This is a genomic window from candidate division WOR-3 bacterium (assembly GCA_011052815.1).
Lineage (GTDB): Bacteria > Hydrothermota > Tepidihabitantia > SM23-42 > SM23-42 > DRIG01.
In genome coordinates, this window is record DRIG01000003.1 from 1 (window position 1) to 23447 (window position 23447).

At 45.8% G+C, this 23447-nt stretch carries 22 protein-coding genes; 17 read left to right on the top strand and 5 right to left on the bottom strand.

Features of this window, described 5'->3' with window-relative positions:
* From ENI34_00170 to ENI34_00215, 10 genes are all read left to right on the top strand, one after another.
* Positions 1–1402, top strand: a 1402-nt coding sequence (locus tag ENI34_00170) for a CTP synthase (GenBank protein ID HEC77540.1), incomplete at its 5' end; no start/stop codon positions are given.
* On the top strand, positions 1402–2043 hold the full coding sequence (locus ENI34_00175; GenBank protein ID HEC77541.1) for a hypothetical protein: 642 nt from the start codon (positions 1402–1404) through the stop codon (positions 2041–2043). The genes ENI34_00170 and ENI34_00175, both read left to right, overlap by 1 nt.
* Before the next feature lie 5 nt (positions 2044–2048).
* On the top strand, positions 2049–2600 hold the full coding sequence (gene lptC, locus ENI34_00180; GenBank protein ID HEC77542.1) for an LPS export ABC transporter periplasmic protein LptC: 552 nt from the start codon (positions 2049–2051) through the stop codon (positions 2598–2600).
* Complete coding sequence (locus ENI34_00185) at positions 2597–3493, top strand: hypothetical protein (GenBank protein ID HEC77543.1); 897 nt, start codon at positions 2597–2599, stop codon at positions 3491–3493. Before lptC ends, ENI34_00185 begins: the two co-directional genes overlap by 4 nt.
* On the top strand, positions 3480–4196 hold the full coding sequence (lptB, locus tag ENI34_00190; GenBank protein HEC77544.1) for an LPS export ABC transporter ATP-binding protein: 717 nt from the start codon (positions 3480–3482) through the stop codon (positions 4194–4196). Before ENI34_00185 ends, lptB begins: the two co-directional genes overlap by 14 nt.
* 402 nt (positions 4197–4598) lie before the next feature.
* Complete coding sequence (locus ENI34_00195; GenBank protein ID HEC77545.1) at positions 4599–5444, top strand: hypothetical protein; 846 nt, start codon at positions 4599–4601, stop codon at positions 5442–5444.
* A 12-nt stretch (positions 5445–5456) separates the two neighbouring features.
* Entirely contained in the window at positions 5457–6716 is a 1260-nt protein-coding gene (locus ENI34_00200; protein ID HEC77546.1) for a hypothetical protein, read from the top strand.
* Positions 6676–7980 carry a hypothetical protein gene (locus ENI34_00205; protein ID HEC77547.1) on the top strand — a complete coding sequence of 435 codons (1305 nt, stop codon included), beginning with the start codon at positions 6676–6678 and terminating at the stop codon, positions 7978–7980. The genes ENI34_00200 and ENI34_00205 overlap by 41 nt, the downstream gene beginning before the upstream one ends.
* A complete protein-coding gene (locus ENI34_00210) occupies positions 7977–9977 on the top strand; it encodes a DEAD/DEAH box helicase (GenBank protein HEC77548.1) in 2001 nt (666 codons plus the stop codon). Before ENI34_00205 ends, ENI34_00210 begins: the two co-directional genes overlap by 4 nt.
* Positions 9978–10430: 453 nt before the next feature.
* The gene (locus tag ENI34_00215; GenBank protein ID HEC77549.1) at positions 10431–11267 is read left to right on the top strand and encodes a fibronectin type III domain-containing protein; all 837 of its coding nucleotides are present in this window, start codon (positions 10431–10433) and stop codon (positions 11265–11267) included.
* Between the two features lie 76 nt (positions 11268–11343).
* Here the strand turns inward: ENI34_00215 and ENI34_00220 are convergent, their stop codons facing one another.
* Entirely contained in the window at positions 11344–11664 is a 321-nt protein-coding gene (locus ENI34_00220) for a divalent-cation tolerance protein CutA (GenBank protein HEC77550.1), read from the bottom strand.
* Entirely contained in the window at positions 11661–13004 is a 1344-nt protein-coding gene (gene mgtE, locus ENI34_00225) for a magnesium transporter (GenBank protein HEC77551.1), read from the bottom strand. Before mgtE ends, ENI34_00220 begins: the two co-directional genes overlap by 4 nt.
* 94 nt (positions 13005–13098) lie before the next feature.
* On the opposite strand from mgtE, the gene ENI34_00230 reads away from it, so the two are divergent.
* The 7 genes from ENI34_00230 to ENI34_00260 all read left to right on the top strand — a co-directional run bounded on the left by ENI34_00230 (position 13099) and on the right by ENI34_00260 (position 19902).
* The gene (locus ENI34_00230; GenBank protein HEC77552.1) at positions 13099–15138 is read left to right on the top strand and encodes an adenosylcobalamin-dependent ribonucleoside-diphosphate reductase; all 2040 of its coding nucleotides are present in this window, start codon (positions 13099–13101) and stop codon (positions 15136–15138) included.
* 26 nt (positions 15139–15164) lie between these two features.
* Entirely contained in the window at positions 15165–16091 is a 927-nt protein-coding gene (locus tag ENI34_00235; GenBank protein HEC77553.1) for a PhzF family phenazine biosynthesis protein, read from the top strand.
* A gap of 126 nt (positions 16092–16217) precedes the next feature.
* Positions 16218–17678, top strand: coding sequence for a sodium-dependent transporter (locus tag ENI34_00240; GenBank protein ID HEC77554.1), 1461 nt, complete (start codon positions 16218–16220; stop codon positions 17676–17678).
* Positions 17678–17770 carry a MetS family NSS transporter small subunit gene (locus ENI34_00245; protein HEC77555.1) on the top strand — a complete coding sequence of 31 codons (93 nt, stop codon included), beginning with the start codon at positions 17678–17680 and terminating at the stop codon, positions 17768–17770. Before ENI34_00240 ends, ENI34_00245 begins: the two co-directional genes overlap by 1 nt.
* 38 nt (positions 17771–17808) lie before the next feature.
* Positions 17809–18456: an MBL fold metallo-hydrolase gene (locus tag ENI34_00250; protein ID HEC77556.1), complete on the top strand. Its 648-nt coding sequence runs from the start codon at positions 17809–17811 to the stop codon at positions 18454–18456.
* A 42-nt stretch (positions 18457–18498) separates the two neighbouring features.
* Positions 18499–19338 carry a fumarate hydratase gene (locus ENI34_00255; GenBank protein ID HEC77557.1) on the top strand — a complete coding sequence of 280 codons (840 nt, stop codon included), beginning with the start codon at positions 18499–18501 and terminating at the stop codon, positions 19336–19338.
* Between the two features lie 9 nt (positions 19339–19347).
* Complete coding sequence (locus tag ENI34_00260; protein HEC77558.1) at positions 19348–19902, top strand: Fe-S-containing hydro-lyase; 555 nt, start codon at positions 19348–19350, stop codon at positions 19900–19902.
* Between the two features lie 4 nt (positions 19903–19906).
* On the opposite strand, the gene ENI34_00265 is transcribed toward ENI34_00260, so the two are convergent.
* The 3 genes from ENI34_00265 to ENI34_00275 form a co-directional block, all read right to left on the bottom strand.
* On the bottom strand, positions 19907–21472 hold the full coding sequence (locus ENI34_00265) for a hypothetical protein (GenBank protein HEC77559.1): 1566 nt from the start codon (positions 21470–21472) through the stop codon (positions 19907–19909).
* Complete coding sequence (locus ENI34_00270) at positions 21448–22620, bottom strand: hypothetical protein (GenBank protein ID HEC77560.1); 1173 nt, start codon at positions 22618–22620, stop codon at positions 21448–21450. The genes ENI34_00265 and ENI34_00270 overlap by 25 nt, the downstream gene beginning before the upstream one ends.
* Before the next feature lie 2 nt (positions 22621–22622).
* Positions 22623–23447, bottom strand: an 825-nt coding sequence (locus tag ENI34_00275; protein HEC77561.1) for a T9SS type A sorting domain-containing protein, incomplete at its 5' end; no start/stop codon positions are given.

A 23447-nucleotide genomic window follows, 5' to 3' on the forward strand; every position in this document is an offset into this window, starting at 1 on the left:
GTGTGATCTGGACCTTGGTCATTATGAAAGATTTTTAAATGAGTCATTGACAAAAGAGAATAATATCACCCCCGGACAGATTTATTTTACTGTGATCTCCAAGGAACGGCGCGGTGAATATCTGGGGAAGACGGTTCAGGTGGTCCCCCATATCACGGATGAGATAAAATCACGGATAACCAAACTCGCCGAAGGCAATAATGTCGATGTCGTGATTACGGAGATAGGCGGTACGGTCGGTGATATCGAAGGCCAGCCGTTTCTTGAAGCCGTAAGGCAGATGAGGCTTGATTACGGCAAGGAAAATACAATGTATATCCACTTGACATTGGTTCCTTATATCAAGGCGGCGCGTGAATTCAAGACAAAACCGACCCAGCATTCGGTCCGTGAACTGCGGGCGATCGGCATTCAACCGGATATTCTGTTGTGCAGAAGTGATTCCTGGCTTACCGCTGATGAGCGCAAGAAGATTTCTCTGTTTTGTAATGTGCCGGTGAATAACGTCATCGACGCCATTGATGTTGAGTGTATTTATGAAATTCCACTCATCTTCCACCAGCAGAAGCTCGATCAGATGATTTTATCCGGGCTCGGTATTGAAAGGGATGAACCAGACCTTACCGAGTGGGAGCTTTTTGTCCAACGTGCAAAATCTCCATCAAAGGTTGTGGAGATCGCCGTTTGCGGTAAATACGTCGAACTGAGGGATGCATACAAAAGTATTATGGAAGCGCTCTACCACGCTGCAGTGGCGAATGATGCCCGACTGAAATTGAAATGGATCGATACAGACAGGATTGAAGACGAGATCGCCCTTGAAAACGCCCTGGCTATGGTCAACGGAATACTCGTCCCCGGCGGCTTTGGAATGCGCGGCGTCGAGGGGAAGATCAGAATCGTGAAATATGCGCGTGAGAACAAAAAACCTTTTCTCGGAATATGCCTCGGTATGCAGTGTCTGGTGATAGAGTATGCAAGAAACGTCTGCGGTATGAAAGGTGCGAATTCAACTGAATTCGATGATAATACGGCATACCCGGTCATCGATCTGTTACCGGGACAGCGGAGAATCAAAAATATGGGTGGAACAATGAGATTGGGGAATTGGCCCTGTCGTTTGGAAGCCCGTTCTCTTGCCCGGAAGATATATGCCAAGAGCGAAATTCAGGAAAGGCATCGTCACCGCTATGAGGTGAATCCTAAGTATATCAAAGCCCTGACGGCAAAGGGGTTGATCTTCTCTGGAAGGTCGCCGAATGGTAAATTGATGGAGATCGCGGAGATTTCGGGACATCCGTTCTTTATCGGTACTCAGTTCCATCCCGAATTTACATCAAGACCACTGGCGCCGAATCCGATATTCTACCATTTTATAAAATCTTCATTAGAAAATCTTTGATGTATTTTTTTTCAGAAGCATTTGTGCTTTTGAGCCTTTTTTTACTCTACTGGTGGAACAGAGAAAGGCGTAGATATTTCCGGGAACGGATAGGCTCAGGGTATTTCAGGAATCTCTATAATGTGGGACGCAATGTCGGTTTTATGCTGCGTAAGGGGAGGTTGAAGATAAAAGGTCGGGTCGATGACATCCAGAGGGGTTCTATTTTGTATTCATTCCATTTCGGAGTATGGGAATCGATGCCCCGTGCGCTGAGGCGTTTGGGTTATAATGTCGGTGTCGTCGTCAACAGATACAGCAGTGACAGGAAGAATTTTTTCACCCGCGCCGTCGACAGATTTTTATACAGATTCCGCAGTACCTGCGGTGTGAAGATATTTTACAGAGATGATGCCGCCCGGATAGTGAAGTTTCTAAAGGACGGAGGAGTTCTCGGCATACTGGTCGACGGTAACAATTTTTATTCGAAGTTCAGCCGGGTGGAGAAATTGAGTCGTATATGCAATGCACCTTTGATACCTTTCGCCGCTTATCGTAAGAACGGCAGCGGAATTCTGGAGATCGGATGTGATCTGGATCGGCTCGTGAAAGAGCATCCTTTTGATTATGTCTGGTTTTATAAATCAAGAGTGGAGGGGTGATTAATATGAATGAACGAGGAAAGAAGAGCATATTATGTTTTTGTTTTTTAGCGGGCATCGTCCTGCTGGGATGTGAGGAAGGAAAGTTGCCCGAAACCCTGGAGCCGGATATCCCCAAGATATCTTTGGAGAATTTTTCACTCACCGAGACAAAACAGGGAAAGAAGATGTGGATTCTTGAAGCGAAGAATGCAAAGGTCTATGACGAGGTCATAAACGTCGACAGTGTGAGAATCAGATTTTTCAATAAAGATGAAGTGGAATTTTCAGTCCTCTATGCACCGGGGGGGATACTTAACACCAGAACCCATAATATTCTTGTCGGTGACAGTGTCTCTGTTTTCACGAATGATTCAACGAAACTTTTTACGGATTCACTGTTCTGGCTGAATGATTCACAGCGGATTATCACTGATTGTAAGGTGAAGATACTGAAGCAGGACGGCACGGTCATCGAAGGCAACGGCCTCCGTGCCGATCCTTATCTGGAAAAGATCGAGATACTCGGGACGGCGAAAGGTGTATCTCCGATTAAGTTGCCTGACATCAATAAATGATATTTTTGCTCCTTTTATTCCATCTCACTCCATTCTCGGCAGACAGGGTGGAGATCATTAAAGAAGATAACGAAAGCATCGTACATCTTGTCGGCAATGTGGTTTTTGAAGATACGGTAACCCGCATAACCTGCAGAGAAGCCCATCTTTATGAAAGCCGGAACTATGTTCTTCTGCAGGGGGACGTTGATATCAGCGATAAGAACGGCGTCATTCAGTCGAGTTCGGCGAGGTATGATTTCAAGGAAAGGAAAGGATACTTGAGCGGCGGTGTTTCTCTGGAGACGAAGAATGATGAACTGATTCATTCGGATTCGTTGTATTATGACGGCGCCGCCGGCCTGATTGAATTCTTCGGAGAGATTAAATTAGAAGACAGGAAGAATGATCTGATAGGATACGGAAACAGGGGTGCTTATGATTTGAAGAATGATGAGGGATATCTGCTTGGAGAGCCTCGATTGGAGATACTCAGGGAAGAGAAGGAGCCGATAAAGATCAACGCCCGGGAATTCAGACTGGACAGCGGTGACAACCTTTTTCAGGGTATTGATTCAGTCGTGACGATAATCGACAGCATCACGGTATATTGTGATACGATGTACTACAATCTCAAGGAACATTCCGGTAGAATGGTGAAGCCCTGTGTTTTTGAGAAGAAAAATGAATTATACGGTGAAACGGGTGAATTTCGAATGAAGTCGCAGAAACTTGATTTTTTCAGTGTGGAGAACGGCTGGTCAAAATATTACACTGAAGAAGGAACAAAGAATGTCGTGGAGGGAGAAAGAATCCGCATTCTCTTCAAAGAAGACAGGGCGTCAAAGATAATCGTGGAGGGTAAACCAAAGGGTGTTCTTACCCTGAGAGCCGAAGAAGATGCTGTTGACTAAGGAATTGACGAAATTTTTCGGACGCAGACTGGTCGTCGACAGGGTGAACCTGGAGATAAACGAAGGCGAGGTTGTGGGATTACTCGGTCCCAACGGTGCGGGAAAGACCACGACCTTTAATATGATTGTCGGACTTTTAAGACCGAACAGCGGCAGTATCTTTCTTGATGAACTGGACATCACTGAACTGCCGATGTATAAGAGAGCACGTCGGGGTATCTCTTTTTTGTGCCAGGAGCCGAGCGTCTTCAGAAAACTGCGGGTGGATGAGAATTTGATTGCGATTTATGAAATACTCGGCTTCGACCGCAGAACTGCCGAGGAGAAGACCGATGAATTGTTGAAGTATTTTAATCTTCTCCAACTCAAAAAGCAGAAGGCATACACCCTTTCGGGTGGAGAGAGAAGGCGGGTTGAGATCGCCCGGGCACTGATCACCAATCCCAAATTTCTGCTGCTCGATGAACCTTTTACCGGCATCGATCCGATATCACGTGCCGAATTACAGGAATTGATATTGAATTTGAAGAAAAAGGGGATAGGCATTCTTATTTCAGACCACAATGTCAGGGAGACGCTCGAGATAACAGACCGGGCGTATCTTATCTACGATGCCGAGGTTCTGTTGTCGGGCGACGCCGAGACCTTGATAAACGACCCCAAGGCAAGGCGACTTTACCTCGGTGAGAGATTCAAGATATAACCCTAATTCGCTACATATCGAAAGAATTATAATCATTTCCTTGAGGATGAAGAATGATTAAAAAACTACTTTTTCTTGCAGTAATCTAAAATTAATTTGGGTAAGATCTATTTTTGATTTAAGACGAAGTTCTGACTCCTCTCCACTTTTTTCATCCCTCGCCCGCTCTCCATTTCTCCCATTCTCCGTTTCCCCATCTCTCCTGTCATTCTGAGTCCGCCGCAGGCGGACGAAGAATCTTTATCAGTCGTTAGTCATTGAGATTCTTCAGTCGTCTGCCTCGGGCAGACTCCTTTAGAATGACAAATATCACCTCAATCAGTTCTGCTGACACTATAAGAAAAGTGGAGAGGACAGTCAAGAGGTGTCTTGACAGAACTCTGTTGCAGGCTATAATTTATGATGCAGGAAATGATTGAGCCGTTTAAAATACTGGGCAGAAACTCGAACAGGCTTGTAAAATTTTTCAAAGAATATGAAAAACTGCTTGAAAAACCGGTGGAGAACGCTTATCTTCTGGGGAAAAAGCTCATCGAGATCGAGGGGTTGATAAAGAAGTTTCCGGATATGGATTTAAAAAACAGGCTCATCACCTGGTTGGAGCATGAGGAGAAAAGACTTGAGGAACATAAGGAGGATTTCAGGATTAAATTCGCCCAGGAACTTAATGCCCTGTTTTCCCGGGAAGGGAAGAAACTCAGGGGGCAGTATCCGCTTGTTCGAATCGGTTTCTATACCGTCAAGATTGATTTTCAGTTCGGTGAAGCCGTTCTCTTTTTCGGTCCGGAGATCGAAAAGATAAAATCCGGCATTCCTCTTCAACCGGAGAGTATTTTTAAGACGATTCAGGGGTTTGATAGAGAACTGCGTAATGTGAAATCAACCCCCGATCAGATATTCAAAGACCTGTATAAGGCGTACAGGCGGATGCTTAAATTGGTTGATAAACCGTTTGGTGAGCGATTGCTGATTACCCGGGTTCTGAGTGAATATGTCATAATAAAACAGTCTGAAAAATTCTTTGTTGATCCGAGGAAGAATAATTTCAAAGAATATCCAAGGGTGAAACTGAGTTTTATTCTTTATCTTTTAAAGAAAAGCGGTTTACTGGAAAGAGGATTGAGATTTCATGTTGCGACATTTGATGCTACAGTTGACAAGAAACATTCTTTCTGGATACTGGAGAGTGAAGATGGTGAAGGGACCCATTATTCTTATCTCTCTTTCGATAAAGAGATGGAGGTTTAAATTTTATAAAATATGGCTGAGAAGAGATTAGAACCGAGATTGGCGAAGATGATCATACACAGCCTGGGCAGCTTCGGGACGCCTCCGGAGTTCGGTATTGAACATTTCAGTGTGGGGCTGGAATCGTATCTCGAGGTGATAGAAAAAGAGTATCTTACTGATATGTTGAAGTATAATCTGTCTTCTTTTAAATTGATCACCGGTAATTACGGCGGGGGTAAGACACACTTTCTCTACTTGATTCGGGAACTCGCCTGGCGCCATAATTATGTGACTTCCTATGTAAGTTTGAGCCCGACTGAATGTCCTTTTGACCGTCTGGAACTTGTTTATAAAAAGATCGCCGCCAATATAACACCGCCGTCAGGAGGAGATTTTTTGAAACAGACGGACAGGGGAATCGGTGCTTTACTGAGAGAGCGTTTTAAAAACCTTGAAGGAACAGAGGATATGTTTTTGAAGAGAAAGAACCTGGAGAGTTCCAGTTTCACCAACGCCCTTAAGGCGGCGTACCTGAGTCTCCGCACCGATGATGAAGATGAGTTTCTGGCGATCGTGCAGTGGTTGAAGGGGGAAGATGTTCAACGGGATGTCAGGCTGCGCCATCGGATTTCCGAACGCATCGACCGCAGCACCGCTTTCAGAATGCTGCGCAGTCTGGTTCAGTTCATTAATGCAACAGGCTATTCAGGGCTCATCTTTCTCTTTGACGAAGCGGAAAGGGGGATGAGTATTTCTTCGACGCGTGATAAAAGACGGGCGCTCGATAATCTGCGTCAACTGGTCGACGAGTGTGGTAATTCACGGCTGCCCGGTGCGATGTTCTTTTACGCCGTACCTGATGAAAATCTGCTCCTTGAAGGAAGCGGCGGTGTTTATGAAGCCCTTAAACAGCGGCTGCGTTCCAGTTTTACAAAGATAAATCCGATGGGGGTCAAGATTAATCTTGAAAAGATCGGGGTGGGTGCCGAAGAATTTCTTGAGCGTCTCGGTATGAAACTTTCCTGGATATTCGAGTGTGCGTATGATTTCGAATTCGACAGCGGTCTTCTTAATGGAACGATCAACAATATGATTCACACCGCCCTGGAGTTGCAGTCTCTGGATATCAGTTACCGTCGGATATTCGTCGTCGGAATAATCGAGGCGTTCCAGCATCTCCGTGATAAAAATAAGATGATCGGCCGCGATGAGGCACAGCGGATACTCCGTTCCACGATAAAGATGCTTTCTGAAAAAGAAAGAGAAGAGGTTGAAAGGCAAGAATTCTGAATTTGTAGCACATCCTGTTTTCGGAGAGGGGGTCGTCGTCGCGACACGCTGGGATGAAGAAGAAACCCAGGTGAAATTCCGCAGCGGCCTCTGTTTGTGGTTGCCGTCGAAATGGCTTAAACAGATTCCAGCTTCTGATATCAATCTGGACCGGGTTTCCTGCAAGCGGCTGCTCGAGGCGTTCCGCTTAGGGGTCGTGCCCCATCAGGATATCGAGTACTTCACTTTCGGCCGGGCTTATGAAATCAACGAGATAAAACAATCTTTAAGGGGATTAAAGAACGGTAAGGGAGATGTTTTTTTGATTGAAGGTTCATATGGTTCAGGGAAGACCCATCTTCTGGAATATGCCCGCCATCTTTCCTTGAAACAGGGATATGTCACGACATACTGTGAGTTGAGCACCCAGGAGACGCCTCTTTTCAGACCCAAACGTGTCTATCGTGAACTCATCCATAATCTGCGTTACATCAGAAAGGGACGCGAATATTGTTTCCGCGATCTACTGCGGATGGTGAGCAGATTCAAAATTGATGACCACTGTTTCTTCACTCCCCTTTTAAAGAAAATAAAGGAGATCGATCATGGTTCCTTAGAGAGTGAAGTCTTCTGGCAGTGGGTTGAGGGTGAGTCGACCAAGAATTACGCTGTTACACCCGATGCTCCTTTCAGGATACGCGGGGCGCAGAAGATTCCCGCCCTTTATGATTTTTCGACGGCGGGTGATTTTTATTCTTATCTCCTGACCGGTCTCAGTTTTCTGATAAATAGAGCAGGATTGGGAGGACTCGTCATCATCCTTGATGAGGTTGAAACCATCACCCATATCTGGAACTATGCGGCATACAGCAGAGGATTGAGTTTTCTTGAGGGACTCATCCATGCGGCGTTTGATACGAAAACCTTCAAACGGATTGATACACATCTGGTGCACAATCAGGTGAGACCTACACCGTATTTATACAAAGAATCCCATATCTTTCTCATTCTTGCAATGACCCCTGTGCAGGGTATTCGAAGTATCGAGAACGTCATCAATTTAATCAAAAAAGGTTTTTTTCTACGCAGATTCAGCAAGGCGGAGTACGAGGTGATATTTGACAATCTGATAAAGGTTTACAGGTGTGCTTATCCCTGGTTTTCGCTTGATAGAGGACAGCGGGAGAATATCTTCAGTGCCGCACTGCACAGAGGGGAAGGGGAGTTGCGGGAGTTCATCAAATTTTCCGTGGAGGCGTTTGACTGGCTGAGATTGAAACGATGAACGGTCAGGAGATCAAAGCCAGACTGACCAGGACCTGGCATCCTTTTTTCAGCCGCTTCGGTAAATTTTTGCCGATCCAGGAACTGGTTATTCCCCATATTTTGGCGTGCGAAAACACGGTCGTGATTTCGCCGGCGGCGAGCGGTAAGACCGAGGCGGTGATTGCTCCGCTTATTGAGAATCTATTCAGGGACGATTCAACCCCCTTGAGAGGGGTTCTAAAAATATTGTACATATCTCCCACCCGGGCGTTGGTGAATGATCTGTTTAAGAGGTTGTTTTCTCCGGTTGAATACTCAGGGTTGACGCTCGGCAGAAAGACCGGTGATCGGCCGACCCTGGATTATAAGAATCTCCCTCAGATTCTTTTGACCACCCCGGAGTCATTCGATTCTCTTTTGACACGGCGTCCCAGGATTTTTCTCGACCTTTATGCGGTCGTCCTCGATGAAATACATCTGCTTGACAATACGCCGCGCGGCGATCAGTTGAGGGTACTTTTGAATCGACTGCGCAGGATACGTAAAGAACTGCACTATTGCGCCCTTTCCGCAACGATTGATGACTTACACATAGGAGAGCGTTACTTTGATTCTCCGAAGGTGTGTTTATTAAAACAGCGGCGTGAGATTGAATATGATTTGATATCGGGTAAAGAATTCACCGGAAAATTTTTTGAGATTGTAAAGAAAAGGGGATTCAAGAAGATTCTTGTTTTTTTCAATGCCCGGAGCCTCGCCGAGATTTTTTCACGACGTTTGAACCGTCCTCCTTTTCAAAACGCTGTTTTTGTCCACCACGCCAGTTTACAGAAATTACGTCGTGAAGAGGTGGAAGAGGAGATGAACAGGAGTGAGAGGGCTGTTCTCTGCGCCACCTCGACACTGGAGCTGGGCATTGATATCGGAGACATTGATTGCGTTGTTCTTTATCGTCCGCCCTATGATGTTTCGTCCCTGTTGCAGAGGATCGGACGGGGCAACCGCCGGACCGACAGATTGTTCGCCATCGGCGTTTACACCGACGCCTGGGAAAAGTTGTTGTTCGAAACCTTTTTTGAGTGCGCCTGGAGCGGCAGGTTGTTCGACAGACAGTACCGGGTTTCGCTTTCGGTCATCCCCCAGCAGATCTATTCTTATCTTTATCAACGTCGGCGCATCGGTACGACAATCAGAAGTTTGTACAATGTTCTGGAGCCGATCTTTACGAAAGAGCAGATTAGAGCTGTTTTTCAAAGACTCCTTAAGGATGGGAAGGTTCAGGAAGGACGGCCCGGTATTTATTATGATTCATCGAAAATGGAGAAGAAGATAGAGCGGGGAAAGATTCATTCCAATATCGCGGAGATTTCATTCGGTGAGTTTGACGTATTCAATCTCGAGACCGATGAATTGATCGGACGGGTCTTTTATGTGAAAAAAAGATTTATACTCGGCGGGCGCTGCTGGGAAACGGTCAGGGTGCGGGACAAGAAAAAGAAGATATATGCAAGACTGCTCGGTGATATGGACGGAGCCGTAAAGATATTTGAAGGAAAAGGGGAGGGCAATTACAATTATCTGCTTTCTCCTCTTTTGAAGAAGAAGCTCTTTCCCGAATTGCCGCTACTGGAATTTCCTTTTTCATCGGACGGTTCAAATACCTATATTCTGCATCTTTTCGGAAGTCTGTACGGGTTCATCACCGCCGAGGCACTATATGAAGAGGGGATCGACGCCGTTGATATCGACGGTAGAGTTTTTCTGTTGAAGGCATTTCAAACGGTGGATGACAGGTTTCCTTTGCCAAAGGTGGAATCGATAAAAATAGTGATCAAAAGGAATATCAGCCGTCTTGAAGACGCCCTGGGCAGTGGAGCATATTTTTATGATCTTCCTGTAAAATATCAGATTGAAGACCATTATTCGACACTGGATATTGAGGGGTTTTTGGAGTTCCTCTCCCGTATAAGATTGTCCTATGTGGAGCGGGATAGATTGAGGATCAGGTTCTCTTAGCCGATCCTGGATTTTCCGAGTTTTCTAAAAGTGTAACCGAGGTGTGTTCACGCTTGCAATGAGCTGACTCCTCTCCATTTTTTTATCATCCCTCCACCCGTTCTTTTGTCATTCTGAAGGAGTCTGCCTCAAGCAGACGACTGAAGAATCTCAATGACTAATGACTGATAAAGATTCTTCGTTTCACTCAGAATGACAGAGAAAGAAGGCAAACTCAGATGTTGTCCTGAGTGTAACGAAGGAATGACGGAGAAGAAGGGTCTTTAAATAAAAACGAAAAAAGTGGAGAGGAGTCAGTGCAATGAGCCCTTGACAAATTGGATATTATCACTATAATTGCACAGAATATCTTGAGATAAAGGAGGTGATGGCTGGAATAAATAATTGTGATAGGTTTTTCAATCTTTGACAGAAGATTGAAAGATGGGTTTGTTATAAAGAAAGGAGAGAAAAATGAAGAAGTTGTTATTGAGTGCTATTGCGATCGCCGCCCTCTTTATTATCGGTTGCGGCGGTGCTACCGTGTTCGACGGTCCTGAGATTACAAAGGTCGTAATGGATGCAACATCGGTTACCGTCACCTGGGCGGCGGATACGACAGTCGAGAATGACGGAGATTTCAGCGGTTATAATGTCTATGTCGCCACAGATTCCACAGAACTACTTGTTGAAGACGGCGAAGATTTGAACAAGGACAATGCCACCGTCATCACCGGCAACTCCTACACGATCGACGGTTTGAGCCAGGATACAGTCTACTACATCCAGGTGAGAACAGTCAATGTCGATGACAAGGTCGGCAGTTATAATGCCACGACACCTTTTGTCGAGGCGTCACCTCGTCCGGAATTCACGGTTACCGTAAAATTGGAGAGAAACAACTCTGCACCTGATGATTCCTGCGCGATCAAATTTTCCGACGGCACGATTATGGCTGACTCAGCAATGGCAAACGGCGGCGCCGACATGTGGGTTGATTTCTGGGGCACCGCGCCTGACGATACGACCGCATTCTCTTCACCGGATCATCATTCAACATACGGCACCAACTCACGCAACACCGATTTCGTCAATCTCGGTCAGTATGACTTTGATGATGTCAGTGAGGTGACCTCTGAACCTTCGGCGAACTATGTTGCCGTGATCGAAGGTGATCTTGTTATCGCCAAGACCCAGGACGGCAATTATGTGAAGATCCATGTCGATGCACTCGATGATACACTCAATTATACAGTTACCATTACTTACGCCTACCAGAATATTGCGAACTATCCTCATTTCTCCGAATAATGGATGAAGACGGTTTTAAGGGGCGGCTTTGCCGCCCCTTTTTATTTTTTAAATTCTGCGGCGTGATTAAAATCTTTTAATCTGCAGTCTCTTTTTCCACCCAGTCAAGATAAGCATCTAAACCGTTTTGAATACCCCAGGATATTATTTCCGGAACTTCATAGGGATGGTTGTCCTTGATATATTGCTCGACCTTTTTATAATGCGATTTCCTGGTTTTGATGAAAGCTCCGTATTCACTCTCCTCTTCGATCTTTTCCTGCCAGGTGAAGATCGACTGCAACTTGAAGATATTTCCGCAGGCGGCGAGCTTCTCTTTAACCAGCCCGTTTATTATATGCTTTGCGGTCTTTAAATCAGGGAAAGTGGTGTATATGACGATCTTTTCAATCTTCATTTAAACCGCCACAATAAGAGCATCGTTACATTGAAATATATAAGGAGGGTGGTCGTATCGAGTATCGTGGCGATCAACGGTCCGGACATCAACGCCGGATCAACGCCCGCCCTTTTGAATAAGATCGGAAGGACTCCGCCGAGTGATGTTGCGATGACGATCGCGATGATCATGGCGACCGCGACGGTGAAACCGAGCATCACGTCGCCCTGGAGGAGCACTGCACGCAGTGCGGTTATGACTCCGGCGATTATCCCCATTAGTATACCGATAAGGAATTCTTTTCTGACCACCTGCCATACGTCGGACAGCTTTATTTCACCGGTGGCGAGGCCGCGCACAACGACCGTCGCCGCCTGAGTGCCGGCGCTGCCGCTTGTATTCATTAATATCGGAATGAAAAAACTGAGGGTGACGATGCTCGATAATAAGAATGAATAATGTTCGAGCACACTTCCTGAGATAAACCCGGCAAGGGCGAGAATGATCAGCCAGATGACCCTTTTCTGGGCGACGTGCAGGGGATTGGCTGATAGATACTCTTCAGTGACTCCGGCGGCACCGAAATGGTAGATGTCTTCACTCGCTTCTTCCTGAATCACGTCGAGTACATCGTCGACGGTGATCACTCCTTTAATTCTTCCCAGTTTATCCAGTACAGGCAGGGCGGGTTCATCGTATTTTTCAAAGATATGCGCGACCTCTTCCTGGTCCATATCCAGACCCACGCTGATGAATGAACTGTCCATCACTTTTTCGACCTTTTTCTGGGGAGTCGCCGTCAAAAGATCCTTCAAAGGAATGATTCCTTTCAACCGTCCCACCTTATCGACGACATAGATATTCTGGATGAAGTCGATGTCTTTCGCTTTTTGCCTCAGTTCCCTCAGCACATAACCGATCTTTACATCTTCAGGTACGGTGATGAAGTCGGTGGTCATAAGACCGCCGGCGGTATTCTGTTTGTAGGCGAGCAGTTCGCGGGCTCTTAATTGTTCTTCTTCTTCCAGAAGGGGGATGAGTTTTGCGGTTTCTTCTTCGGGCAGGATTGCAAAGAGGTCGGTTCGGTCATCAGGAGACATTTCATTCAATATTTCTTTTTTCTTCTCAGCGGAGATTACATTGAGCAGTTCGATCATCTGATCTTCTTTCAGGAATTCAAAGATGTCGGCGGCGAATTTGGTGTCGACCGCGTTGAAGAGAGTCAGTTGTTCATCCAGGGTCAATTCCTGCCAGATATCGGCGATGTCGGCGGGTTCGAAATATGATGCGACCTTTTTTATCACCCGTTTCTTTTTGCCGGCTATCAGTTCCTTGATTTCAGGAAGAATAAAACGCATGCATTAGTTTATTCCAAAAATCAATGGAGTCAATAGGATGATTCGATTTTGTATTTACAGTTGACAATCTATTTCTCTATGGTATAATTGAATAATGGAGAAAGTCATAAAACGCGACGGCACGGTAGTGGATTTTTCGCCGGAAAAGATTTACACGGCGATTGAAAAGGCATTGAAGGCGACAGGAGAAGACCCTGCACTTGCCAAACCTATCGGTGATGCGGTAATTGATGAGTTGAAGAGGAGATTCGGTTTGTTGAAACCGACGGTTGAAGACATCCAGGATGTTGTGGAACAGGAACTTATCAGACACGAGAAACACAACACCGCCAAAGCGTATATACTCTACCGCCAGCGCCGTGCTTCTTTACGTATGGAAAAGGAGATTCTCGGCATAAAAGATACCTTGAAACTACCTTTGAATAGTCTGCGGATTTTAGAAGCGAGATATTTACGGAGAGACGCCCGTACAGGTAAGATTGAATCCCCCGCCGAAATGTTTCAAAGGGTGGCACATGCCGTTGCCCAGGCCGACGCCAACTATGGTGCGGACAGCAGGGAGAGTGAAGAGCGTTTTTACGGCATCATGGCGAATCTGGAGTTCTTACCGAACTCACCTACCTTGATGAACGCCGGTACAAATCTGGGACAGTTGTCCGCCTGCTTTGTTCTGCCCATAGAAGATTCATTGGTCAGCATCTTTGAGACGTTGAAGAACGCCGCCCTGATCCATCAGTCTGGAGGAGGCACAGGATTTTCATTTTCCCGCATCAGACCAGCCGGTGACCTCGTTAAATCAACAATGGGTGTTGCTTCGGGTCCGCTTTCTTTCATAAAAATTTTTGATCGTGCCACCGAGATAATAAAACAGGGCGGTATGCGTCGCGGTGCAAATATGGCGGTTCTTTCTGTTCATCATCCGGATATCATCGAGTTCATAAGGGCGAAAGAACAGGAGGATGAGCTGAGTAACTTTAACATCTCGGTAGCGGTCACCGATGATTTTATTTCACGGGCGATAAATAATCAGAGTTATGAGTTGATCAATCCAAGAACCGGGAAGGTGGTTAAGGTATTGAATGCACGCGATGTATTTGAACTGATTGTAATCAACGCCTGGAAGAGCGGTGATCCCGGAATGATTTATATCGATGAAGTCAACCGCAGGCACCCCGTAGCAGAGTCGGGGTTGATTGAAGCGACGAATCCCTGCGGAGAAGTGCCGCTTCTGCCTTTTGAGGCATGTAATCTCGGTTCAATAAATCTGGTTAAATGTTTTTCCGGCGGGAATTTTGATTACAAAAAATTGAAAGAGACGGTGGAGACGGCAATACATTTCCTCGATAATGTGATTGATGTCAATCATTATCCTCTTCCTGAAGTGGAGAAGATTACAAAGGCGAACAGAAAGATCGGTCTGGGCGTTATGGGATTTGCCGATTGTTTGATTAAGATGAATATCCCCTACAATTCCCAGGAGGCATTGAATTTCGCCGAAGAACTTATGAGCTTTATTCAGAATGCAGCACGGGAAGCATCCACCGTACTTGGAGAGAAAAGGGGTTCTTTCCCTAATATCGACAAATCTGTTTTTAAAAACAAGGGACCCATGAGAAATGCTACAGTGACTTCAATCGCACCTACCGGTTCGATCAGCACCATTGCAGACGTTTCTTCAGGAATTGAGCCTTTATTCTCGGTGGGATACCTGCGTCACGCCCTGGATACCACCCTGCTGGTCATAAATCCGATGTTCGAAGAGATCGCCAGAAAGAAGGGGGTTTATTCGACTGAGTTGATGTCCCGAATCGTGCGGGAAGGTTCGATCCAGAAGAATTCGGATATTCCTGAAGAGCTGAGGCGGCTCTTTCCGACGGCGCACGACATCACTCCTGATTTCCATATCAGGATGCAGGCGGTGTTCCAGAAATATGTCGACAATGCGGTGAGTAAGACCATTAATCTTCCTTATGACGCGACCCTTGAACACACACGTTCGGTCTTTCTCCTGGCGCACAAGTTGAAGTGCAAGGGAATCACCATCTATCGCTACGGCAGTAAGAAAAGACAGGCACTTGAACACAGTGCCGGAGATTATCGCACTGGATGTGCCGCAGGCGTATGCGATTATTAAAGAAAGAAGTTTAAAAGGAACAAAATATGAAATGGTTGACGACGAGAAGAATCAGCACCTTCACCGACAAACCATATGCAGGGAATCCTGCATGGGTGGTCACCGGTGCGGATAAGACGGAGAGCGAAAAGAAGCTTATAAAGCTGGCGAGTGAATTGAATCCTCTTTCAGATACTGTTTTTGTCTTTCCTGAGAAGGAGGGTGTTGATGTTTCCCTGCGTTTTTTCAGCCAGCTGGAAGAGATCAGTTTTTCCGGACACGGGACGATCGCTGCGTATCTCGGTGTTGAAGGAGAAAGTTTTTTCAAACTGACCGAGCCGATCACCCTGGTACGGCAGAAGACAAAAGCCGGGGTGCAGCATATCGAGTTGAGGGTGAAAGAGAAGAAGATCCAGCGGGTTACGGTATCTTTACCTCAGCCGCAGTTCATCAGTGTTCCCCTTGATATAAAGCAGATTGCGAGATCACTCAGCATCCCGCCGGTCAACATCATCGACAGTAAATTTCCGCTCGGAGTGGTCGCGCTGTCCGGAAGTACGGATATCATCGTACCGGTCGACAATTGTGATACCCTGTTAAATATTACACCCAATTTTCCACTTATGAAAAGTTATTGCGACCGTTTCCATATGACCGGCGTCGTGGTCTATTGTTTTGAGACGATGGAGAAAGACAACACAGCGCATATGCGCCATTTCGCACCTGCGGTCGGCATCAATGAAGACCCTGTTTCCGGAGCGGCGAGCGCCGGTCTGGGTTGCTATTTTATTCAGAACCGTATCGTCCCGATTGAGGAGACCACACGGATCATCATTGAACAGGGATATGCAATGCAACGGCCCGGTAAGGTTTATGTTCATGTCCATACGTTGAAGAATCAGATAATGAAGGTGACGTTCGGAGGGCAGGGGATTGTTACATTTGAAGGCAGAACCATGCTGCCCGATGAATAGATAATCGGTGCTTGTCACGCCTTGGATGTGACTCAAGAACCGGTTGTAAGGGGAGATTTGAAGTTCAAAGAAGATCTGACCCCATTGTGATTCTTGACAGGGCGATGATCGTGGATATAATTGCCTATGCGCGATATATGGGAAAGTAGAACTTCCTTTATTCTTGCATCCATAGGTTCAGCAATCGGTCTGGGTAATATCTGGCGCTTCCCATATGTATGTTATGCGAACGGAGGAGGCGCATTTTTAATTCCCTATCTTATTGCATTGCTGACCGCAGGTATTCCTTTAATGATTCTCGAATTTTCTTTAGGACACAGGATTTCAAAGCCGGCGCCGATTGCCCTCGGCAGTATCAAGAAGGGCTTTGAGGTTTTAGGCTGGTTCGCTCTGCTTATCGGGTTCGGTATCGTCACTTATTACGCCGTGGTGATGGGCTGGTGTTTCAATTACCTCGGTTTTTCGTTTAATTTCGCATGGGGACAGGATACACAGACATTTTTCTTTAATCAATTTTTGAAATTGTCCGAATCACCCATGCAGGTCGGCGGTGTCCAGTGGTTGATTGTCCTGGGACTTGTATTGACCTGGATATTCGTGATCGCCGCGATATGGAAAGGTCCGAAAACAGTTGGAAAGGTCGTCTATTTCACAGTCACTATTCCCTGGTTGATTCTCATCGTACTGGTGGTCAGGGGGATTACACTGCCCGGAGCACTTGAAGGATTGAAATATTATCTCACGCCCCAATTTAACGCCCTTCTTAATTATAAGGTATGGCTTGCCGCCTATTCCCAGGTCTTCTTTTCACTGACGATCGGGTTCGGTGTGCAGATAACCTATGCGAGTTTCCTGCCGGAAAAGGCGGACGTCGTGAACAACGCATTCCTGGTCAGTTTCGCCAACAACGCCACTTCTTTTGTCGGAGGTTTTGCAGTATTCTCAGTGCTCGGATACTACGCCCAGCAGACCGGTTTACCGGTGTCAGAAGTGGTGAAGTCCGGTCCTCACCTTGCATTTGTCACTTATCCGACGATCATCAGTATGCTTCCTTTTGCCGGCAGTATATTCGGAATTCTGTTCTTCCTTATGCTGCTCACCCTGGGTATTGATTCGGCCTTTTCCTTGGTTGAGGCGGGCGCCGCTTCGATCATTGACAAATTCAAATTGAAAAGAGTCCATGTAAATATCGGCTTTGGAATCATCGCGCTGTTTATCGGTATACTTTATACAACGAGAAGCGGTCTGTACTGGCTTGATATCGTGGATTACTTTATGAACAATTACGGCCTGCTGGTCGTCGGTCTATTGCAGTGTATCGCAATCGGCTGGTTTTATAATCATCGGGAACTTCGGGAATACGCCAACAGTAAATCGGATTTCACAATCGGCTCCTGGTGGGATTTTTGTATTAAATATCTCACCCCTCTTGTGGTCGGAATTCTCTTTATAACCAATGTTGTAGAGCGGGTGAAAGAGTCATACGGCGGCTATTCCCGTCTTGCTGAATTCCTCGGCGGCTGGCTTGTTTTGATCGTTTTCATCACCGCGGCGGTAATCCTATATAAAATGAAGAGGAGAGAATAATGCCTTTTTCCGCATGGATAATGTTGATAATCACCAGTGTGATTCTTTTCGGCGGAATTGTTCTGTGTCTTTTAAAGATCAGAAGGAAATAAAATAATAAGGAATACGGTTTTGTAGGAAAGGAGTTGTTATGAAGATAAAATTTTTCGGCCATGCATCGTTTTTAATCACATCGGAGAACGGCGTAAGAATCATCACTGACCCTTATAAACCCGGCTGTTTTGACGGCGGAATAAAATACGACAAGATTACTGAAGAAGCCGACATCGTGACGATTTCCCATGAACATGACGACCATAATGAAACGGATATAAACGGTGCTCCTGTTTTTGTCAGAGGTGCGGGAGCTCAGGATGTCAAAGGCATAAAGATTAAAGGGGTGGAGTTCTTCCATGATGAAAGCGGCGGCAAAGAACGCGGCAAGAATACGGTTTTTAATATGGAGATCGACGGTATGAATGTTGTACATCTTGGTGACCTCGGTCATAAACTGAGTTCCGGGGATGTGGATAAAATAGGTAATGTCGACGTCCTTCTTGTTCCGGTGGGAGGTTATTTCACGATCGACGCCGCTGCAGCCGATGAAGTCATTGCTCTTTTGAAACCGAAGGTCGTTATCCCCATGCACTTCAAGACGGAGAAATGCGGTTTTCCCATCGCCGGGATAGATGATTACATTAAAGATAAAGAGGTCAAGAGAGTAGACGGAGAATTTGAAATAAAGAAGGAAGATCTTCCGATAGATACATCGATTTATCTGCTCAATCCGACCAAGTAAACAAAAATATTCATTCAAAAGACATAACTAAAAGGAGGTTTGATGAGGGAGATTGAATATAACACGATAGTTGATACAGTCGCCCGTCTCTGCATGGAAGCGAACTATTTTCTGGGTGATGATGTCGTGAACGCCCTGAAACAAGCACTTACAAAAGAAGAATCAGAGGCAGGAAAGAATATACTGAATCAACTGCTTAAGAACGCCGAGATTGCAAAGACGGAGAAGATTCCGATCTGTCAGGATTGCGGTTTTGCCGTGGTCTTTGTCGAACTCGGCGAAGAGGTTTTCGTCAAAGGGAATCTATTCAATGCGATCAAAGATGGAGTGAGTAAGGGGTATACAGACGGTTATCTGCGGAAATCAATAGTCGCCGATCCGGTCCGTGGTAAAAACACCGGCGACAACACCCCGCCGATCGTGCATACGACATTCGTCCCCGGGGATAAGATTAAAATCACCGTGGCGCCGAAAGGCGGCGGCAGTGAAAATATGAGTGAAGTAAAGATGATGAAACCGGCTGACGGCATTGAAGGCGTCAAAAACTTCGTCGTGGACCGTGTGATGCGTTCGAGCTCGAACCCGTGTCCACCCACGGTCATCGGCGTCGGAATCGGAGGCACTTTTGAACATGTCGCCTTTTTGGCGAAAAAAGCCCTTCTGCGTGATATCGGACAGCGCCATCCTGATCCTTTTTATGCGGACGTCGAACGTGAACTGCTCGAGAGAATAAACAGTTTGGGAATCGGACCGATGGGACTCGGCGGTAGAACCACGGCACTCGATGTATTCATCGAGGTGCATCCACGACACATCGCTTCATTTCCGGTCGCGGTTAATACAAATTGCCATGCCGCTCGACATAAAAGCGCCGTTATATAAGGAGGTAATATGGCTGAACCAATTAGATTAAAGACACCCCTGACCGACGAGGATGTTGTAAAACTCAAGATAGGTGATAGTGTACTGCTGAGCGGTAAGATTTTGACCGGCAGGGATGCCGCCCACAAAAGACTTTATGAACTCGCCACCAAAGGTGAAGCTCTGCCGATTGAGATTAAAGGACAGATAATATATTATGTGGGACCGGCTCCGGCGAAACCCGGCTATGTAATCGGCCCGGCAGGCCCCACGACCTCATATAGAATGGACCCGTATGCGCCTCTTTTGATTAAGATGGGACTTAAAGGGATGATTGGAAAAGGGGTTCGTTCCAAAGAAGTGCGTGATGCGATGAAAGAGCACAAAGCAGTGTACTTCGCCGCAACCGGCGGGGCGGCTGCGTTGATTTCCAAAAACATCAAAGCCGTGAAGATCATCGCTTATGAAGATCTGGGAACAGAGGCGATAAGAGAACTCGAAGTTGAAGATTTTCCGGTGATCGTCGCCAATGATGCACACGGTGGAGACCTTTACGAAGAAGGTATAAAAAAGTTCAGGCGCTGATATTCTATTTAAGTACAGGAAGATACGAAAGCATAAAGATGAGGTAAGCTCCGAAGAGATAGAGCATTAAGAAATAGAACCACTCTTTCAGTTCCTTTGCAAAGACGGTGTAAAGAAGCGTCGTTGTTGAAAATATAATCGCACCGACAAACAAGCGGGGGATAAACAGGGCGTAGACCAGATATGATGACCCGATAATTAATCCGATGGGTAAACGGATTAATTCTCCTCCATTTTGTCGGGTCAATAAGGCGGGGATGGTTATGACCCCGGCTTTTTTGTCACCGGGAATATCCTGAATATCCTTGGCGATGAAACCGAGTGTTATTCCGATGATTGTCGGTACTAATATTGAATGGGGTATTTTATTGAGTGCTTTGGTACCGGTTATTATGGAATACCCGATTCCCATGGCAAGGACCGCAGCAACAGCAAGCACAAAACTTGATATTATCGGTATCCGTTTTAAACGGACCGGCGGGACAGAATATAATATACTGATTGCAATCAGGGTGAACATAATAAGGAATGAGACAAAACTGATCGTCAGTGCAAGGATGAATGAAAGGCACGTAATAACGATCGTCCACAATAGATAGTAATCGGGTGCAAGACCTTTGATAAGCGGGTTGTGGTGTCTTGTGAGTTCGTCGCCATCCCTGTCGAAGAAGTCGTTTATTGACGCTGCACCCTGGAAACCGAAGGCAAGGCTGAGCCAGATTATTACGATTCCCAGTTTATCAAATAGAAAGGGAAATTGTCCTTTTACCGTGACTCCGGCTTGATGCAGGGATAGGAGAAGTCCGAATAAGCCGAGACCGCCGTAAAAGAGCGCCCGTTCAGGCCGTAAAGACGACAGAATCAGTTTAAATTTCTTTTTATCGATAAGATAGTAATAAAGCATTGAAGTGATTACCAGCAGGAGCAAAAATATTGCGGCGAATTTTTGTGTATCCGAATATAATATCCCTCCGGTGATATATACATCTTCAGGTCTGTCAGCTGCGATGATCGTAGGCAAACCTCCGAATATGATGATGGTAAAATAGGTGATGAAGAAGGTAAGTATCGATAATAAGATTCTTCTTTTTTTAAAAAAGAGATAGAGCGAAATCATCAAACAGATCAGGAAAAAGATTATCCGCTGGCCAGGAGAACCGCCGTATTCTGTTATGGAGACGAACGGGTTCAGACTGTTAATGAGATATGGTCCGATACGGAGGGGATAGGTGATCGCGTAACCGCCGCCGATAATCCAGTCAATGAGCGGAACCAGGATGATAATACCGAAACCGAAGGAAAAGGTTTTGGTGACATCATCTATTTTAAGACCGTTGACCAGCGAAGTGATGATGACAAGCAGAAGAAAGAGTGAAAGATAGAATGAAGGATAATGGATGAAGTAGAGCACGATCGCCTTATATGAAAACGGCAGGTAACCGATGGTGTGGGCGGCTTCGAATATTCCTTCAAAGAAGACCCTTACGAATATCCAGGCGAAGATGATCAAAAAGGTGTTCTTGAGGCTCTGGGATTCGAGCTTTTTCAGAAATTTTGTAATGCCTTCCATATTTCCTTTGCTATGATCTTTGCAAGTTTCTCATGGCTGATTCCTGCGACAGGATATTCGTTATCAGCGATTATTACAACGGTATCCGCTGTTTTCTTTTCAACCCACTCGACAGTCAATAACGGAAATTCTTTTTTTATTGATGACAGGAGGTATTTTATCCGTCCGCAATTTTTACATCCTTCAGGAATGATTACCGTAATTGTTTGCGGCTTTTTAATGAACTCCAGAAATTTCGAGAATTGATTGTTTTCAATGACCATATTATACCTGGAAATATATATCAAGGGGACTTTTTGAGGCACGCCGAACGACCGGCTGATGCGGGATAAAACCGTTTCGCCTTCGGTTGCAATGTCGTGTTTAATTATCTGCAGATTATATATGGGTGAAAGTAAAGAGGTGATACTGTCGAGTACGGCGGGGGTTTCCTTTTTGTAGAATATTTCCAATGCTAAAGCAGGCCTTTTGCCCTGGGACAGAATTTCATCAGCCATACGGGCGAGTCGACTGTGTTCAGGCCCCTCATGCTTTATCGGCAGATATTCGAATGTTCCGTCTGCTAAATCCAACATTGTAATATAGCCCGTCTTGACGGGGACGATATGGTCGGATACAGTCTCCAGGGATTCAAAGGGTGCCACGATGAACAGATTATCTTTCCGGAATTTTTTCAATCGCTTCAACAGCGATCTGTCGGTCGTCGAAACAATATAGTATTCCGCTTTATTCTCGAAAAAATTGTCTGCCAGAACGGTGTGTGTGGAAGTGTAAAGAATTTTTTTGTCCTTGAAGGTTTTTATAAAAAAAGACGGGACGATTTTGCAATCCACGGATACCATGGGGGTTTTCAGGTGTAGTTTTTTGATTTCTGTAAGAAGGTTGCTTTCTCTGTCTCCGATACCCAGGGCATCATATCCTGCTTCATCCAGGATTTTCAAGAACACCGTATCATACTCCACCATTCCGGTCAGGTAATTACCGATATCGACTTTTAATCCTTCTTTATTCTGGAGAATATAGGCGCAACGGGTGAGCCCACCCGGCACCCCGGGACAACACGGTCTAATATTACCGTTGAAGTTGGTGGTAAAGTAGGCCTTGGGAATATTTATTATCCCAAGGCCTACCAGGAAGATAATCGTCATTACTATTTTATCAAGATGAATTTCCGGGAGAGATTGATTTCATCGGATGAAATAATGATGAAGTAAATTCCCGGCGGGATGCGGTTTGTCTCCCAGGAGATATTATGTTCACCCGCCGACAGTTCATTGTTCACGAGTGTCGTGACATTACGACCTGAAACATCATAGACGTCGACTTTCACGGACTGTTTTTTATTTATAGAAAATTTGATGCGGGCGTTTTCTCCCACAGGGGTGACATTGAACCAGCTTCGTGGAGACGGATTTCCTTCATTCTCTTTGACCCCGATCGGCGAGAAACAACCGGTTAAACAGAGGGCGAAATGTTGCGGTCCATTGGGAACATTGTATCCTTTGACCGTTATTGTATAGTTTCCTGTCGCCGGTGTGTTTCTGCGGACACATTCTACTGTATTGAGACGATCATAACTGCCGCCGGTTGTCGACTGTCCACCGGAAAAGACATTACCGTAGTATGTTTCTCCAGTGGGGGAGTTCACCGTGAGATCGAGGTCGTTGACGATCGCCGGGTTTGCATTGACGGCTCCTCCGATATCGGACCAGACAAGAACAATCTCAAGCGGTTCAGCGTTGTTGTCCACGTTATAGGTGTAGATTACACTATCGTTGGTGTTTATTCCGTCATGTTCTGCAATACGTAATTCTCTTTGATCGCCGGCGAAATATAGGGCGTTATCGAGAAGCAGTCGACCCCACCCTTCATCATTATTGGGTATATTCGCTGTACCCATATCTACTGCAGAATTGATAAGTGTGGCTTTAAGTAGATCATTAGTCGGGGTGAAGGCGTTGCCTGGTTCTGGTGA